Source organism: Bradyrhizobium sp. 197, from assembly GCF_023073375.1.
Lineage (GTDB): Bacteria > Pseudomonadota > Alphaproteobacteria > Rhizobiales > Xanthobacteraceae > Bradyrhizobium.
In genome coordinates this window covers 1-15,597 of sequence record NZ_JADPJJ010000184.1, presented here as the reverse complement: position 1 = coordinate 15,597, position 15,597 = coordinate 1, and the positions used below count along the sequence as shown (strand labels likewise).

At 58.9% G+C, this 15,597-nt stretch carries 15 protein-coding genes and 2 pseudogenes; 7 read left to right on the top strand and 10 right to left on the bottom strand.

Annotation, left to right across the window (positions count from 1 at the left end; all coding sequences use genetic code 11):
- Positions 1 to 1,047: 1,047 nt before the first annotated feature.
- Positions 1,048 to 1,506: a hypothetical protein gene (locus IVB27_RS40015; protein WP_247448041.1), complete on the top strand. Its 459-nt coding sequence runs from the start codon at positions 1,048 to 1,050 to the stop codon at positions 1,504 to 1,506.
- Here IVB27_RS40015 and IVB27_RS40010 read toward each other — a convergent pair.
- Positions 1,487 to 1,780: a hypothetical protein gene (locus tag IVB27_RS40010; RefSeq protein WP_247448046.1), complete on the bottom strand. Its 294-nt coding sequence runs from the start codon at positions 1,778 to 1,780 to the stop codon at positions 1,487 to 1,489. The genes IVB27_RS40015 and IVB27_RS40010 overlap by 20 nt on opposite strands.
- Here IVB27_RS40010 and IVB27_RS40005 point away from each other — a divergent pair.
- Together IVB27_RS40005 and IVB27_RS40000 are read left to right on the top strand one after the other, a co-directional pair.
- A complete protein-coding gene (locus IVB27_RS40005; RefSeq protein WP_345946998.1) occupies positions 1,767 to 2,345 on the top strand; it encodes an IS66 family transposase in 579 nt (192 codons plus the stop codon). The two genes, IVB27_RS40010 and IVB27_RS40005, sit on opposite strands and share 14 nt — an antisense overlap.
- Positions 2,346 to 2,390: 45 nt before the next feature.
- Positions 2,391 to 2,732: a hypothetical protein gene (locus IVB27_RS40000; RefSeq protein ID WP_247448040.1), complete on the top strand. Its 342-nt coding sequence runs from the start codon at positions 2,391 to 2,393 to the stop codon at positions 2,730 to 2,732.
- Between the two features lie 912 nt (positions 2,733 to 3,644).
- On the opposite strand, the pseudogene tnpC reads toward IVB27_RS40000, so the two are convergent.
- From tnpC to IVB27_RS39970, 7 genes and pseudogenes are all read right to left on the bottom strand, one after another.
- Positions 3,645 to 4,598 (bottom strand): annotated as a pseudogene (gene tnpC, locus IVB27_RS39995) (IS66 family transposase); the annotation flags it as partial.
- Positions 4,544 to 4,693: a hypothetical protein gene (locus tag IVB27_RS39990; RefSeq protein ID WP_247448039.1), complete on the bottom strand. Its 150-nt coding sequence runs from the start codon at positions 4,691 to 4,693 to the stop codon at positions 4,544 to 4,546. The pseudogene tnpC and the gene IVB27_RS39990, both read right to left, overlap by 55 nt.
- An 18-nt stretch (positions 4,694 to 4,711) precedes the next feature.
- On the bottom strand, positions 4,712 to 4,903 hold the full coding sequence (locus IVB27_RS39985) for a hypothetical protein (RefSeq protein WP_247448038.1): 192 nt from the start codon (positions 4,901 to 4,903) through the stop codon (positions 4,712 to 4,714).
- Positions 4,904 to 5,096: 193 nt separating this feature from the next.
- Entirely contained in the window at positions 5,097 to 5,249 is a 153-nt protein-coding gene (tnpB, locus tag IVB27_RS39980) for an IS66 family insertion sequence element accessory protein TnpB (RefSeq protein ID WP_247448044.1), read from the bottom strand.
- A 175-nt stretch (positions 5,250 to 5,424) separates the two neighbouring features.
- Positions 5,425 to 5,655 carry a transposase gene (locus tag IVB27_RS43990; RefSeq protein ID WP_524536560.1) on the bottom strand — a complete coding sequence of 77 codons (231 nt, stop codon included), beginning with the start codon at positions 5,653 to 5,655 and terminating at the stop codon, positions 5,425 to 5,427.
- 277 nt (positions 5,656 to 5,932) lie between these two features.
- Positions 5,933 to 6,856 carry an ornithine cyclodeaminase family protein gene (locus tag IVB27_RS39975; RefSeq protein ID WP_247448037.1) on the bottom strand — a complete coding sequence of 308 codons (924 nt, stop codon included), beginning with the start codon at positions 6,854 to 6,856 and terminating at the stop codon, positions 5,933 to 5,935.
- A 373-nt stretch (positions 6,857 to 7,229) separates the two neighbouring features.
- On the bottom strand, positions 7,230 to 8,192 hold the full coding sequence (locus IVB27_RS39970; protein ID WP_247448036.1) for a Rossmann-fold NAD(P)-binding domain-containing protein: 963 nt from the start codon (positions 8,190 to 8,192) through the stop codon (positions 7,230 to 7,232).
- A gap of 991 nt (positions 8,193 to 9,183) precedes the next feature.
- Between IVB27_RS39970 and IVB27_RS39965 the strand changes: the two genes are divergently transcribed.
- Entirely contained in the window at positions 9,184 to 10,083 is a 900-nt protein-coding gene (locus tag IVB27_RS39965) for a dihydrodipicolinate synthase family protein (protein WP_247448035.1), read from the top strand.
- A 372-nt stretch (positions 10,084 to 10,455) separates the two neighbouring features.
- Positions 10,456 to 11,844 carry an aminotransferase-like domain-containing protein gene (locus IVB27_RS39960; RefSeq protein WP_247448043.1) on the top strand — a complete coding sequence of 463 codons (1,389 nt, stop codon included), beginning with the start codon at positions 10,456 to 10,458 and terminating at the stop codon, positions 11,842 to 11,844.
- 222 nt (positions 11,845 to 12,066) lie between these two features.
- On the opposite strand, the gene IVB27_RS39955 is transcribed toward IVB27_RS39960, so the two are convergent.
- Together IVB27_RS39955 and IVB27_RS39950 are read right to left on the bottom strand one after the other, a co-directional pair.
- Positions 12,067 to 12,294 carry an integrase core domain-containing protein gene (locus tag IVB27_RS39955; RefSeq protein ID WP_256468507.1) on the bottom strand — a complete coding sequence of 76 codons (228 nt, stop codon included), beginning with the start codon at positions 12,292 to 12,294 and terminating at the stop codon, positions 12,067 to 12,069.
- Between the two features lie 95 nt (positions 12,295 to 12,389).
- Positions 12,390 to 13,736: pseudogene (locus IVB27_RS39950) on the bottom strand (IS30 family transposase).
- Between the two features lie 229 nt (positions 13,737 to 13,965).
- Between IVB27_RS39950 and IVB27_RS43985 the strand changes: the two are divergent.
- On the top strand, positions 13,966 to 14,766 hold the full coding sequence (locus IVB27_RS43985; RefSeq protein ID WP_524536559.1) for an IS701 family transposase: 801 nt from the start codon (positions 13,966 to 13,968) through the stop codon (positions 14,764 to 14,766).
- A complete protein-coding gene (locus IVB27_RS43980) occupies positions 14,750 to 15,316 on the top strand; it encodes a transposase (RefSeq protein WP_524536558.1) in 567 nt (188 codons plus the stop codon). The genes IVB27_RS43985 and IVB27_RS43980 overlap by 17 nt, the downstream gene beginning before the upstream one ends.
- Positions 15,317 to 15,597: the final 281 nt, after the last annotated feature.

The following is a 15,597-nucleotide window of genomic DNA, read 5'->3' as shown; positions in this document are numbered from 1 at the left end:
CTCGTATTCCGCCCTTGGGAAAGGAACACCAGTAAATGGAATCACTGAGCTTATCTGGTTCATATAGTTCTCCATGGAGGGTCTAGAGACGCACACCTGGTGCGACAGTCATCGGACACCGACAAACGCCACGCACGGAGCGCCACTACTGGCACGCATGTAACTCGAGTCGCCGTTCGCAAGTTTAGTTACGTGGTTCATCGAGGGGACTCCTATAGTTGGTAGGTGTACGCATGCATGTTCCTGCTAAATGTGCCGCCTAGCAGCTCCGGCAGACTCGAGTCACAGACGTAGCGCATGGTCTCGTTGAGACCCTTCGTCGCCAAGAGCAGGATAATGAAGTCCGGCATCTCCTCGTTGTGCGCGCGAATTGTCGGTAATGCGGTCTTACGCACACTGGCATTACGGCTAGTGAATGATGCAATCGAACGGCTTTGAAGGCACGAGTGATGTCAGGATATATTGTTTCCGTGGCTCTCCATGAGCGTTGCAACCGAGACAGCTGGTCCCACGGCTTCGGTACGGGAGCGTGGCTTGCACCGAAGAGGCAAGCATACATGTAGATCGCGTTTCCTCCACTTCGCATTGACGCGTATCATCCAGCTCCATAACACTGAGATCAGTGTCACTGGACGGAGCAGTCAGGAGTTCTGTGCGTCAAGTTCAGCAAAATTGATCATGGGATGTAGCTGAGCCATCCCCTCGGAGTCGCCGTTGCTCGCCTGCCCAAGCGTAGCGCTGGCGAGCGACAGCGGCGCGGAGAGGTGGTGGTGTGCATCCCCTTGGTGGGCCTGTGCAGCGCCTGTGCAGCGTCAGACCGCCTAGCGTGAGGCGGACATTTTGGCTGGCCACTTTCAATCGACGCGTGGACGCACGGTTGCCATGACGGTCCTGTTCTAGTGCTCCATGATACGACCGAGTTCGGCTATTAAAGAGAGAACTCAGACGCGATAGGGATCACCCAGAGCATAAGCAGCGGCCGCGACAAGGCCGGCCACCCTGGGATCGCACACGGTTTGCGGCATCCTGATGCACTCGAGCCTGGCGGTGACTGACCGAAGGGCTGCCGCTTGGACTAACGCCGTCAAATTCTGGACCCGGAAGAAATTCAAGGGGACCGCCGCGCTTAAGAAGATCAATCCGACGCGCGTGCCCATCGAGAAGAAGGAGAGCATTCGGTGGCTGGAAAATGTCCAGCAACCTACGGAGCTGCTGGGCGATCCGGGACGATGCGTCCATCGCAAGAGCTACATCTATGAGATGTTCTGCGCGGCTCGAGAAGCTGGAGTGCATTTTGTTATCAGGACTCGCGTTGACCATTTGGCTGGGGATGGAGATCACGCGATCGCCGACGAAATGGACGAGGTCGCCGTCAAAGGACTGCATCGCATTGACGTCAGAGACAACAACGGGAATCCCGTTGAAGCCGTCCTCGACGTCAGATATCGCAAGATTCGCGTCCTGCCGCCGATCGCAAGCAGAAGCGCTATGCCGCGCTTACCTTGACGGTGATCCACGCCGAAGAGTGCGTGACGCCGAACAACAGAAAGAAAATCGAGTGGAAGCTGATCACAGATCTGCCTGTTGGCTCCCGCACCGACGCCATTGAGAAGCTCGAATGGTACGCTTTGAGACGGAAGATCGACGTGTGTTCCACAAGATCCGCAAATCGGGCTGCAAAGCTGAGGAGTCGAAGCTTTAGGGCCGCCCAGCGTCTGACCAATCTGATTTCGCTCTTTTGCATCCTGAGTTGGCCGGTCTTCTGGATGACGATGCTCAACGGTTCCGCTCCAGGCGCGCCGCGAACCCTCGCGTTGACCGCGACCGAAATCGGCGTGCTCGATCGCCTGTGGCGACATTCCAGCGAGTTCATGCCGCGACGGTGTGCCCGGTCGCAATCCACACCCCGCACGCGCGACGCAATGGGGATCCACCGTGGGCGCCCATCGCCAGCGCCGCCACGGCGGCCTTCAGTGACGTGGCCACGCTGCAGCCGATGCTGCGCGCCGAGCGAGCGGCCCGGTGGCCGCGGAAGCCGCGGCCCAGCGGGGACCTTGCTGATCGAGAAGCTCAAACTCACAATCAAGAAGCTGCGGCACGATCGGTTCGGACGGTCCTCCGAGCGAGGCGCATTGCTGGACCAGCCCGAGCTACAGCTCGCCGACCTGGAGGCGAACGCGGCGCAGATTATAACCGAGAAGATTGCGGTGCCAGCTTCGAGCGCCGCAAGCCAGCCCGCCGGCCGCTGCCGGAGCATTTGCAGCGGAAGCGCATTGTCTATCCTGTGCCCGCCACCTGCCCATGCTGCGGCGACAGTCGATTGCGCAAGATTGGCGAGGACGTGACCGAGGCTGAAGCTCGTTCCGCACCAGTGGAAGGTGATCCAGCACATGCTTGAGAAGCTGGTCTGCGGGACCCGCGAAGCGATCACCCAGCCGCCTGCCCCCTCGCACCCGATTGCGGCCGGGCGTGCAGGGCCCAAACTGCTGCCCATGTTCTGTTTGCCAAGTACGGCCTGCACCTGCCGCTCAATCGTCAGAGCGACGTTTACCAGCGTGAAGGCATCGTCCTTGACGGATCGACGCTTAGCGGATTGGGTAGGTACCTCCGCAGCAACCCTGAAGCCTTTGGTAGATGGGATCCGGAGCCACGTCTTCGCAGCCGAACGCATCCACGCAGAAGCACACAGAAAGGATGATCGAAATGATCTGAAAATCTCTGGCAAGCTGTAGCAGCGATGAGGGTAGGCCCCTGGGATGAACTTTCAGGAGTAGGTCTCAAATCACTTCAAGCGGCTTCGCTTAAGAGGCGCCGTCGTAAGCGTTGAAGCCAACGGTCGGGGGAGACCCGAACGGATACGCGTCGGAGAGACGAATGAGGATGAACCCACCGATGAACCGTCGTAACGTGGAAATCGTCGTCAAAACCAGAGGTGTGTCGTCCCTCTGGGATGAGCCAGCCGGAAGCCTGATGACCGGGCGGGCGGCGACCGGCGTTGAGGGGCGTGAATCGGATGCAGGCGTTGTCGGGAACTGCAGGAACCAGTCGCTCCGATGGAAAGGGGGGCACAAGCGGAGAAGACCGTGAGGCGAGAGTACCGACACGGAGCACTGGGACGGACCGATCCGTATTAGCGACGACAGCCCGTAATGGGGCCGGAGCAAAGGGATCGAATCAGGTGGGCTGGCCATCGTCGCAACTGGCAACAGGAGTCGATGAACCAGCCGAGCAAGCCGTTGAACATCGAAGAGAGAGGTATACGAAGCATATCTGCAGGTGCGATCCAGTGGTGGCGCATCGGGCGTCGACGGAGTGACGATTGAGCAGTTCGAGTCCGACTTGAAGGGAAATCCCTACAAGACTTGGAATCGAATGAGCTCAGGCGCTTACTTCCCGCCGCCTGTTCGGGCCGTCTCCATTCCGAAGAAGAGTGGAGGCCAAAGGATCCTCGGGGTGCCCCCCAAAGACGAAACCACGGTCATGCGGTACCCAATCCGCGTATGGTAGCTTGATCGACCGTTGTCTTTGGCCCTGCCTCCGACCGTGAGCACCTTCGAAATCTAACGTCTAGCCGCTCAGCCGGAAGCGGCTCCGCTTGATCGAGTACCTTGGCGCAAACATGGTAAGCGCCAAGCTGAGGCCGTTCAGGCTTTGAAGTGCCAGGGCATGAGAGCATCGATCTGAGAGATGGGCGAGCCCTGCGCGATCTGTCTGAAAGTTTGCGTGAGCCAAGCGTGCGGATCGACGTTGTTCATCTTCGCGGTCTGCAGAAGCGTGGCGATGGTCGCCCAGGTCCGGCCGCCGCCATGGCTGCCCGCAAAGAGCGCATTTTTTCTTGTGATGGTTTGCGGCCGGATTGCCCGCTCGACGGTGTTGGAGTCGATCTCGATACGGCCGTCGCTTAGAAAGCGCTCGAGGGTTGTGCGCCTGGACGTGGCATAGCGGATCGCCTCGGCGAGTTTGGATCTGCCCGACGGGCGCGGCAGCTCCTTGTCCCACACATCGAAGAGCGCCGTGACGAACGCGGCGGACGTTTCCTGCGCGCTTTCACCCGTATCTCAGGATCCTGGCCGCGGATGTCGGCCTCAATCTCCCACAGCCCGGCCATGGTGGTTGCCGGTCTGGTTCGCCAGGCGCGAGCTCCCGTTACATGAAGCTCGTAGAACCGTCTCCTGACATGGGCAAAGCACGCTGCCAGCGTCACCCCCTCATTGCCCCCCGCTGACCTGGCGAGCCGATTGTAGGCGGCATAGCCGTCGACCTGCAGAATGCCGGTAAAGTCCGCCAGATGCCGCTCGACGCATTCACCGCCGCGACTGTCCTCAAAGCGATAAGCGACCGTCGGTGGACCGATGTCGCCAAATGGCCGATCGTCGCGCGCATAGGCCCACAGCCAAGCCTTTTGTGTCTTGCCGGATCCGGGAGCGAGCGTTGGCAGGGTCGTCTCGTCGGCGAAGATCCGTTCGCCTGTGCTTGATTTTCTTCAGCACATAGTCGGCCAGCGGCTGCAATTCGAAGCCGGCCGTGCCCATCCATTGCGTCATCAACGACCGGTCGAGATCGACGTCGTCACGCGCGTAGATCGCTTCCTGCCGGTGGTGGCGATCTCGTCAAATACGAAGGCGATCTGCTCATCGGTCGGCGTGTCGCTACGCAAGCGTTCCGAGCGCGTGCCGTAAAGCGTGCGCTCCAATTATCTTCACGATCGCCGTCAGTTCACGATCCGCGCGTCGGCCGTCTGGTTGACCGCAGCAAGATCGGCGTTGACCGCAGTCAGTGTTGCAATCTCGGAGGTGATGTGACTGTTCTCGGCCTCGATCGCCGCCCGCTCTTCCGCCAAGGCGAGGATCAGCGCATCGGCTTCGGCAAGAGTCGTCGGAAGCTCTGCAACTGGCGTCGTCATCGCCGCCATCCCAGCAGAGTCGTCGCCAATCTTTCAGACCTTTCAGCGCCTTGATTCAATTCGCCGCAGGTCGTCAGCCCACCGATTCCAGGCGCTTCACCGCCACCTGACGCACCTTGGTCCAGTCCAGCCCGTCGATCAGCGCGAGCAACTGCGCGTGGTTCAGCCGCACCCGGGTCGGCGTAATCTTCGGCTAGCAGAACTTTGTTTCCTCAAGCGTCTTGGCAAACAGGTAAATCCCCCTGCCATCCCACCAAACCGCCTTGATCCGATCCGCGCGTTTCCAACGGAACACGTACAGCGCGCCGCTGAATGGGTCGGCTCCACCATCTCGCACCAGCGCCATCAAGCCGGTCGCTCCGTTGCGGAAGTCGACCCGCGTGCTGGCCACGTAAACCTGAACGCCTGCCGGGATCGTGCCTGCCGAACCGCCCGGATTACGGCAGCAAGCCGCTCAGGGGCCACACCGCTGCCGACACGGACTACAACATCGCCGATCACGATTTCCACCATGTCGCTCGTCACCCCATCAAACCGCGCGAACTTGACGCTTGGCCTCGCGCCCCAGAAACAAGTGCGACCAGTCCCGAGGCCAGCGCCTTGCGTCGCCACGCAAACAACTGCGATGGATCGAGCCCGTGAGACCGCGCGATCACCGACACGTTCGCCCCCGGAAAAAACGTTTCCTTGACGATCCGTTCCTTCGGCTCCCGCGACCAGGTGCGATAGCTTCGCCCCCGGACTGACCGCAAGCCGCTCGGGTGTGGCCGTGATAACTTCGAAATTCTTGGTGTCAGAGGTATGTTCGCTCACATGAGCTTCTGGCAAATAAATCACTCAAACTCCCACTCCAGCGCCTCGTTCGCCATCGTCCGGATCGCTCGCTGCGGATGATCACGCCGCACCCCGCCTCCAGATCAACGTAGCTAGACAGCTCTCGTTCTATTGTCGCCGCCGCGCACGCACCATCTCCGAAACTCGTCGAAGCCAATGGATCATGATCATCGGCCGGCGTCGAGCAACGGCCTGCTAGTAGGATACCACTGTCCCCAGGCCCTGCTGTTCTGCAATATCTAGTATTGCAGAACCTATAGTAATATCGTGCAGTGCGAGGCCGACATTGAATACTGCAATTCGATCCGTATCGTGGACCCTGCCGGCGATTCTTCCTGCGATGACGTCGCTGACGCATCCAAGAACTCGGGAAATATCTTGATAGGGAGAGCCTGCAGCAACGATGTAGTTTTTGAATTGATCGACGTCATCAGTCAACAATACATCTGATGCCGTTGTGATATCCTCTGACCATCCGCGAACGTGGATAGGCAAAACCAAGCAGCCCTCCTTGACCCATCCGAACCGGAATGCCACGTTGTCCAGTCGACTTGTTGCTGTTACCACGACGTCAGCAGTACGAATCGCCGTCTCAGCCTCCTTTACGTGAATTATCCGTGCTCTTGAGTCGGTCTGGTCAGCCAATCGCTGCACGGCAGTCTCATTGATATCCACGACTTGGAATTCGACATTGGGGTGAATTAGCGACAGCATTCTTATGTGGTAGAGGCCCTGAAGACCAGCACCAATCACCGCTATTCTGTCCACGTGACGCGACGACAAATATTTGCTCGCGATGGCCGACGCCGCCGCCGTGCGAACTGCAGTCAGGTAAGCTGCATCCATCACGCAAATTGGTAGACCGGTGTCCGGATCATTCAATATCAATAGCCCTGTGATGGTTGGTAGGCCAGCTTTGTGATTGCTTGGGTAGCCAGCAACCCATTTAAGACCGGCTCGGCGTTGCCCTGGAAGCCAACCGGCCATTGCGTGAATGAATGCTTGGTGCGCCGGGTGAATCCCGATCTTGGGCGGGTTCTCGAATGCGCGGTTGCCGTGATCACGAAGAGTCTCTTCGACGAAATCAAGCGCTGAGGCGAGCGGTAGATTGGCTCGCATAACGTCGTTCCGACTTAGCCATCTTACATTACACATCGTTATGTTACCGCCTCTCCTGGTGTTTCCGGCGGGATCGGTCGCGCTCTTCAAGTGGGGGTGTCGACAGCTCCGAATGGGCTTGAGGTGACCTCTCGCCATTGCTGCTAATCATCCCAGGATGCCGCGGGGCTTCCCACCAAGACCGCGGCGAGCTGGTCGTTCTTAGCTTTGAACGCTATGGCCCCTTGGCGACGCTCCCGCCGGAATTGGACACTCGGTTATGATTGCGGATGCGGGCACGCCCGGAATGGAGCAAGCTTGACAAATGTGCGGTAGCCGTTTCCCGGAACCTTCAGTTTCGTGAGTATGCTCCCGAGGCCCGATGGGCGCTCCTTTATTGAGGTTGCTTTGCGGAAAGATACATTTGCACCGTTCGGAGTGTTGTCTCTATGTCGGAAAGCACGAGTGGTAATTTGGGAGTGAGCTGCTTATTGTTGTGTTCGATGAACCTGAGAAATTCTTCGTCGTACATGCTCACGTAGTTAAGCTTTCCATCTGCTCTGTCGGGCAGCGCCGGAATTGACGACAGATCAATTATGATGCGCGGTTCCAACCGCAGAAGCGCCTGGCGAAGGATAGCTTCATATTCATAACCGACATCCGCGGTTGCAATAATGACGATCGATCGGGGTTCAGGTTCGTATCCAACCTCTTCCGGGCGCATAAGTGCGATTTCCATATCAGCCCAGGGGCGGAGGCGTTTGCGAAGGTTCTTAGGGCTCCGCGTTACGACTATCGTGGAACGGAATGACTCTCCTACGCCACTGCTTATCAGTCCGCGGCCCAACATTCCCGCCCCAATTATATAAAGTCGGTCGGGTGGTTCTTCATCCGGAAAACGATCAGCTATTATATCACGGACAATCTGATCGTAATTGAACGATGCGATGAACGTCTGTCGCTCGCGCGCAGCACGGCCTATATCAAGTGCGAAGCGTGCAATCTGGAAGATCGGAAGGGTTTGATCTATTAGTTCGATGGCCTTCTCGAGCTGATCGCTAACGTAGCTCTCACCCAGGATCTGGGAATGAGCACTGGATGCTATCTCGGCAAGACGTTGGGAAATTGCCGCTGCTCCCTCAATTCGCTTGCATGAGAGGCCGCAAAAAATGGTGCTATCCATATTTCTGAGTGCGGACTCGTCACCATAGGCTTCGACTCGTACGCACGTGGCGACTAGGAGGACTCCACTTCTCCCAAGATCTGTCGCAAGCGGTTTAATCTTCGCCGAAATTTGAGCCATCGTGAAGGGCGTGGTCATTTGATGATCAGTGTAAAATCCAAGGAGCTCAGTCATCTTTCTCTTCTTTCGACGTTCATTGAACTCAAACCGCGGGTGAGGGCAGGCGCCATTCGGCTCTAGGTTGCCCACCGCGTTACTGCGAGATGGAGGCCGCTATCACGGGGCTTCTAGTTCGCGATCAGGTCAGCGGAGGTCGGCCGCCGACGATTATGGGGAGCTGGACAAGCGCGGCGAACGCGTTGGGAGAGGGATTTTTCATGGCTTCTTTTCCAAGCGAAACCCAGAAATGGCATTTGCTTTCCTTAGTCCATCCAGAGGATGCAATATTGGTCGGTAGCTTCGGTCACCCGCGAAGAGCGAATTCCAAGAATCATGCCAGCCAACAGAATGAGCCTAAAGATGACTTGCTGAGTACATCAAGGACACATTGCGGGTGTGCGGCAGGATGCGGCCGACCCCGCGTGCGTCATAAGCCGAACAAATCCGACAATTGTCGGTTTCCCAGCATTTGCATACATGGTGGATCCCCGGCGGGAGAATGCTCCGTCCAATCCAACCGCGGCTCACGTTGTACGCCCTGGGATGATGTCGGACATGCAATGTTGCGGTAGGAGCTCCGTTGGCGCAAAAGATGCATGAATATCCGGGAACGCGTCACGGAGTGGAAGCAAATGCCCTGATTATGCGTGCCAGAATATCATCGCAGCGCCAAGAGCCGGTGGAGGGCTTATATGGCTGCGTCGACCTCCACTGCTGATGAGCGCGGCGAACCTGTGGTGGCCACGCCGTCCCTTCCCGCGGCGGTTGGCATTCACGACGAACCGGCAGCAAGAGGTTGCCAAGCTTTCTGGTCGACTGGATGTCGCAATGGAACTCGCGTACCGCCGGACTACATGTTTGCGCGTGGGCCCATATGAAAGTCATTCATCACTTCGGAAGTACTGCTGACGATAACCCATGCGCGCGGTGCGGCCATCTTCTCGGCCCCCTCGCTTCGCCGGCGGCCGCACCTTCAACCGCATCTTCCAACAAAGGATAGTCGATTATGATCAATGTGAACTGGGGCGGTATCTTCCCCGTACTCGTCACTCCATTCGGAGCTGATGGCTCCATCAATGAAGCCCGATACAAGGCGCTCATCGACGATGCGATCGCAAATGGCGCGCAGGGCGTCGTCGCAGCTGGCAGCACCGGGGAATTCTATGCGCTCACTAAGGCCGAGCGCGCGAGCCTCTACAAGGTGGCTGTTGACCACGTGGCCGGCCGCGTCCCCGTCCTCGCAGGCGTCGCCGATCTGCGTGTCCAGGATGCACTGGAAGCCTGCCAGTCGGCCGTGGCGGCAGGCTGTGCGGGCGGCTTGATCCTGCCGCCATTATACGCCATGCCGAGCCCGCGTGAGATCGTGGCCTTCTTCGAGCACATCTCCCGAAACACGTCACTGCCGCTGATGCTCTATAACAGCCCGCGGCGCGCTGGCATCGACATTACCCCAGCCCTTGTGGAGCAGCTGTCCGCCCTGCCAACCGTGGTCGCGATCAAGGATAGCTCCGGCGTCATCACTCAAATGACTGAGCTTGTGCAGCGTGTCGTGAACAGACTTCGTGTTTTCGTTGGTTACGAAACCATGATCGTGCCGGCTCGCGCTGTGGGCGCTCACGGAGTGGTCGCTATGGCGCATCAAATCGCCGGGCCTTTGATCCGCGACTACTGGGACAAGGCTCTGAGTGGTGAGAAGGCATTGGATGATCTCGGCCGCGACGTCTTCGCCTTCTATCGGTGCTTCCAGTCCGGATCGTATTACGCGGCCATCAAAGAGACCATGACTCAGCTCGGCCGGGGCGCGGGTGTTCCGCGCCTGCCGCTCCTGCCGTTGGCAGACGAACAGAAAGCAGCCATCGCAAAGATCATCGCCGAATCCGGTCTCACTCGCTGGGCAAAGACTTAACGAAAAGGCGCACAATTGTTCTATAAGTCTTTACTTTTCGAGACCTGTGTTCCGGCGGCTTGCGCTTTAGCGCGCCTTCTTAGTGCAAGAAAGAAGAATATGTACACGAAATAGGACACGCACCAAGAATTTCCACAGAGTGAATAAATTGCCTACGGTCTGCCTAAATCTCACCCGTTCTCCTGCGACTACGAACCGCACAAAGAGGAGCTGGAGGTTGTCGGCATCAATCAGATGGTGGTGCCGAAACCCGAAATGACCTTTCGAAGAAGCCGCGACAGCGGTGGGACCGCGAAGGTGGCACTGAAACAAAGTAGTGGGGTATCTTCATGTCTGGCAAGCGATGAGACCGAAGGGACAGGAACGCGGGAAATGAGCTTGGATGAACCGCTTCCGGGCTGGCGGCCTCGGCAGCTCGCCTCCGAGGGGCCGCGCTATCTTGCCCTGGTCAATGCTCTGGAGCGGGACATCGTCGACGGCCGGCTGTCCGATGGCGACCGGCTGCCGGCGCACCGTGACCTCGCACGGGAGCTAAGCCTGTCCGTCGGCACTGTGAGCAAAGCCTATCGGGAGGCAGAACACCGTGGTATGGTCAGGGCCCATGTTGGGCAAGGTACCTTCATCCAGCGACGTTCCGTCGCCAGGACCCGAGCGACGACCGCATACGAGCCAGTGAACATGGCCCTCAATGTGCCCGTCAACGGAAACGAGACGCAGATCCTATCCGCGTTGTTTGGCGAGATGGGCGGTAAGCGTGATCTTGCGCCGCTGCTGGACTATCAACCCCATGGTGGCAACCGTCGGCACCGCGAGATCATTGCCGCCTCTCTCTGCAGCGGTCCGTTCGCCGTGGATCCGGCTCGCTTGTTCCTGTGCAACGGGGCCCAGCATGCGATCGACATCGCGGTGCGGCTCGTGGCGCGGCCGGGCGACGCCATCCTGGTGGATACCGTCACTTATTCCGGCTTCAAAGCTATCGCTGCGGCGAACAATCTCGTGCTCATCCCGGTGGCCATGGACGGCGAGGGCACCGATCCTGACGCTCTGGAGACAGCCAGCCGGACTTACGGCGCCAAGGTGTTCTATTGCATGCCGCCTTTGCAGAATCCCACGGGCCGCACCATGGGGCTTACGCGCCGGCGGCGCATCGCGGAAGTGACCGATAACCTCCACCTTATGGTGATCGAGGATGATGTCCATGGCTTCTTCTTGCCGGATAGACCGCTGCCTCTCACGGAGCTCATCCCCGACCGCAGCTTCTATATCACGTCTTATTCGAAACGGGTCGCACCGGGATTCCGCGTTGGGATGCTGGTGGTTCCGCCGGTGTTAATCGAGCAAACCGAACTTCTCCTGCACGCCTCGTGTTGGTACTTGCCTCCTATGCTTAGCGAGATGGCTGTGCGACTCATCGAGAGCCGCAAGTTGGACGACCTCGTGCACGTGCGTCGGCAGCAAGCGATCGAGCGCTATCGGGTGTTTTCCGACGTCTTTCCGGCCGCAGAGAAGCTGAAGTTTCCTCCTTTTTATGGTTGGCTGCCATTGCCTTCACAATGGTCGGCAAGTGCCTTCGCTTCTGCAGCACGACGCCGCGGCATACTCGTCACCCCACCCAATGCGTCTATGGTGGATGACGCTGAACCTGGCGCGATCCGAGTTTGCCTAGGCGGTCCGAATGGTCTTCCTGAGCTCTCAAGCGCTCTGCACACCTTGCATGAAATCATCACCCGCCCGCCCTCGAACGTGTTCTCAGTCGCCTAAATGTCGCCTGACGCTGCAATACTATACTATTCAGCACCACCATGCCCCCGTAGAGCTCCATTGACAGTGTAACAAGATCCGCTTTTTGAGGGGGCATAGCTCATGTGACGCACAGCGCTTGCTGAGATGTTAGGCCAGAGCATGATATATATTAGGTGTTTTGGACTGCACCCCTGGAATGAGACACGGTAATTGCGGTGACAGCGCGGTTGCCATGATGCATTATCGTGCCTTATTTTGCGCGAAGGCGGTTTCGAACTTAAGCGGCGATTGGTATCCGAGCGCCAAGTGCAGCCGGTCCTTGTTGTAGACTTCTGCAATAAAGCCATCGATGCGGCGGCGGGCGTCGCTGATGTCGGCGAAGGCCTTGCCGTTGATCTCTTCGGTCTTCAGCGTCTTCATGAAGCTCTCGGCCTTGGCGTTGTCGAAAGGATTGCCCGGCCTGCTCATGCTGATGATGAAGTCACGATCAGCCAGTCGTTGCGATAGGCGATGGAGGCGTATTGGGCGGTTCAAACGGTCGTCGCAACACCAGTTATTTTCACTTATGACAGCAATTCGTCAAGCGCCTCCGCCGGCGTTTTCCAGCCTAGTGTCTTTCTCGGTCGGGCATTGAGGGCCGCTGCCACAGCGGATATCTCGTCGGCGCTGTGGATGCTCAGGTCTGTGCCTTTCGGCAAGTACTGCCGCAAACAAACCGTTGGTGTTCTCGTTGCCAAGGGCTTTGCGGGTCGCAGAAGTAGACCTGGATACCCGCATCGATCTTGAGATGTTGATGCTGAGCCATTTCGGCCCCTGGTCCCACGCCAGCGAGCGACGCAGTTCTTCGGGCAAGGTGATGACGGTGCGCGTGATCGCATCGCGCACGGCTTCGGCCCCGTGTCCCGCCTTCGCAGGCCCGTTCTTCGCGCGCGGAGCTTCGCCATGCCCGCCAACCGTGGAAGGTGTAAGAGCATCGTGAAGCGCGTCGTGCGCTCGACCAGCGTGCCGATTGCCGAGCTACTAAGACCGAGGATGAGGTCTCCCTCCCAATGTCCCGGCACTGCTCGATCGGAGCTTCAGCAGGGCGTTCACTGATCATGATGTCCGGCGAGACAAAGCCCTTGCCTCGCGTGCGTGCTTGCACCCTCGCATCCGTAATACACGTCCTGTTCGCAAGCAGGCCGTCGGCTCGCGGCGGAGCGCCCCACGGCCCTGAACGAAGAGAGCTTGATAGACAGCTTCGTGGCTGATGCGCATCGTCTTGCCGTCCGGGAAGTCGATCTGCAAGCGTCGGGCAATGCTCAGGGCTCCAGGCTGTGGCCCATCGCCGATCGTTGCGCGGGCCATACCGGGGGCCCGTCCACGAAACGGCGGGACCAAGAACGGGAGCGCCGCTCTGGGCTACGACGCCGCCAGCAAGTCTCTCCTCCACATAAGTGCGCAAGGTTGCATTGAGCGCAAGTGGGCCGGCGGGCGGATCGATCCGCATGCCATTGGGCAGTTGTTGCCCGATACTCCAATCTGCCGCCGCGCGTGGCCGCGTTGCGCCGCAGTTCACGGGAGACTGTCGAAGCAGCCCGCCCAAGGCGACGTCCAATCTCCTGTATGGAATGGCCCTGCACCTTGAGGAGTGCGATCTCCTCGCGCTCAACCAACGAGAGGTACCGCCCGGAGAGCGCCTTTGCCGAAGATCTGAACATCGCTGGTGGCATGCCGCCCGCCTTTCGGAATAATCTGCTTCCGACAGGTTGTGACAATCCGGCTTCGAGCGCAGCATCTTCGCTACTCAACCCTACAGCAATCGTCCGCCAAAATTTATTCTGTTCGTTGCGTCCTGCAACAGACGGCCGTCCTGACGATGCTAATGGGGCTCGTCCTGACCGCGCCGATCGGCGCCTTACAACCTTCATCGCAACCTCCAACCTCGTGTTGCGACGACCGTTTGAATCCGTCTTGCACGCCGCGATCGGCGTGATGAATAAGGCTTCCGGGTTGCGCCTTCGTTCAATCCGGCTTCAATGAGGTCGCGTGATAAGCGCTTTGCCGCGCCCTCGCGTGAGCGCGACCTCACAGAACCCTCCAGACTCCCGAATCAGATTTTCAATGATCCATGGGTGGTCGGCTTTTGGAGGGCCGACCATGGTGGACACGACGTCGAATTGGGAAGACGAGCTTTGGCGCTGGCTCAAGCCATTCTTGGATCGTCTAGGGCACAAGGCGCGCCGGCGGATGTGTCCGCTTTATATCTCGGGATTGATTGGACCGGGCGATCGCAAGAGCGTCCAGCCAATGGCGGCGCGGCTGCCACCGGGCGAGTATGACCAGTTGCACCATTTCATCGCTGATGGCCTCTGGGATGCGGCGCCATTGGAGGCGGAATTGCTCGTTCAGGCCGATCGCCTGGTCGGCGGCAAAGATGCGGTGCTGGTCATCCACGACATGGCGATGCCGAAGAAGGGCGATCGTTCGGTTGGTGTTGCTCCACAATATGCCTCGTCTCTCGGCAAGACGCCTAATTGCCAAACATTGGTGTCGCTGACGCTTGCGCGGGGTGAAGTGGCGGTCATGGTGGCATTACGTCTCTTCGTTCCCGAGAGTTGGAGGAGCAATCCGGGGCGTTTGAAAGCGTGCGGGCGTTCCGGTCAAGCACCGCGCAGCGCGGACCAAGCCAGAAATCGCCTTGGCGGAGATTGCTCGCGTGATGGCAGCCGGTATGCGCTTTGGCTGTGTGCTGGCGGATGCCGGTTACGGCCTCAGCGCGCCGTTCCGTCGGGGCTCATGTCACGCGGCCTGGCCTGGGCCGTCGATATCCCTCGTCATCAGAAGGTTTATCCGGTGGAGGTTAAATTGATCTGGCCGGTCGCCGGTCGAGGTCGTCCCCGCAAGCGGCAGATTCCCGATATTGTCGACCACGGCCGAAGACATGCTGGCCAATGCTAAGTGGCAAAACGTGAGTTGGCGAAACGGGACCAAGGGCCGGCTGGAAGCTCGCTTCGCCGCGGTTCGCGTGCGCACCGCTGATGGACCTCCGCAGCGGATCAAGGATATGGGCCAGCAGCATCTTCCGGGGGACGAAGCCTGGCTCATCGGCGAACACAGGACGTCGGGCGAGAAGAAATATTATCTCGCCAATATGGCGGCCAGGACGAATCTGCGCACGTTAGCTGCCACGATCAAAGCTCGATGGATTTGCGAACAAGCCCATCAGCAGTTGAAAGAAGAACTCGGGCTTGATCAGTTCGAGGGACGATCCTGGCAGGGCCTTCATCGTCATGCGCTCATGACTATGATCGCTTACGCATTCCTCCAGCATCGCCGCCTCGCACAAGTCGGGTGGAAAAAAAAGAATCAGCGGTCCACCGCCTCAACCGAGCCTGCCGGCCGTACGCCAAGCCATCGTCGATCTCATCGTTCAACCACGACCTCAGCGATGCCCGTACTGCAGAAGACAAATCGGCGGAAAGTAGCGAGCTATCGCCCAAAGTTGTGACGGCGAGAATCGGAAAGGCGGCATATCGTGGGGGTGCTTGACGCCTCCACTTCTCCACCGAAGGAGCGATATGCCATGTCCAACGATAACGTCATCCATCTGATTCAGCCAGGAATCTTCGACGATCAACTCACAGAAGTCTTGCGCAATGGAGCGCGTGCCCTGCTGGCCCAGGAGGTCGAGGCCACGGCCACCGCGGCGATCTGATGGCCGCGCCGGGCGCGGATGCGCACGAAAAACGCATGCAGCGGACCGGGCGCCTTGGCCGCTGCCCAGGCCGC

Excerpts from the sequence above, each read along its gene's own strand:
- IVB27_RS39965 (WP_247448035.1), top strand. The coding sequence starts at position 9,184 with ATGATCAATGTGAACTGGGGCGGTATCTTCCCCGTACTCGTCACTCCA.
- IVB27_RS39975 (WP_247448037.1), bottom strand. The coding sequence starts at position 6,856 with ATGCGAGCCAATCTACCGCTCGCCTCAGCGCTTGATTTCGTCGAAGAG.
- IVB27_RS39960 (WP_247448043.1), top strand. The coding sequence starts at position 10,456 with ATGAGCTTGGATGAACCGCTTCCGGGCTGGCGGCCTCGGCAGCTCGCC.
- IVB27_RS39970 (WP_247448036.1), bottom strand. The coding sequence starts at position 8,192 with ATGACTGAGCTCCTTGGATTTTACACTGATCATCAAATGACCACGCCC.
- IVB27_RS39985 (WP_247448038.1), bottom strand. The coding sequence starts at position 4,903 with ATGACGACGCCAGTTGCAGAGCTTCCGACGACTCTTGCCGAAGCCGAT.
- IVB27_RS40005 (WP_345946998.1), top strand. The coding sequence starts at position 1,767 with ATGACGATGCTCAACGGTTCCGCTCCAGGCGCGCCGCGAACCCTCGCG.
- IVB27_RS39955 (WP_256468507.1), bottom strand. The coding sequence starts at position 12,294 with ATGAGCAGGCCGGGCAATCCTTTCGACAACGCCAAGGCCGAGAGCTTC.
- tnpB (WP_247448044.1), bottom strand. The coding sequence starts at position 5,249 with ATGGCGCTGGTGCGAGATGGTGGAGCCGACCCATTCAGCGGCGCGCTG.
- IVB27_RS40000 (WP_247448040.1), top strand. The coding sequence starts at position 2,391 with ATGCTTGAGAAGCTGGTCTGCGGGACCCGCGAAGCGATCACCCAGCCG.
- IVB27_RS43985 (WP_524536559.1), top strand. The coding sequence starts at position 13,966 with ATGGTGGACACGACGTCGAATTGGGAAGACGAGCTTTGGCGCTGGCTC.
- IVB27_RS43980 (WP_524536558.1), top strand. The coding sequence starts at position 14,750 with ATGCTGGCCAATGCTAAGTGGCAAAACGTGAGTTGGCGAAACGGGACC.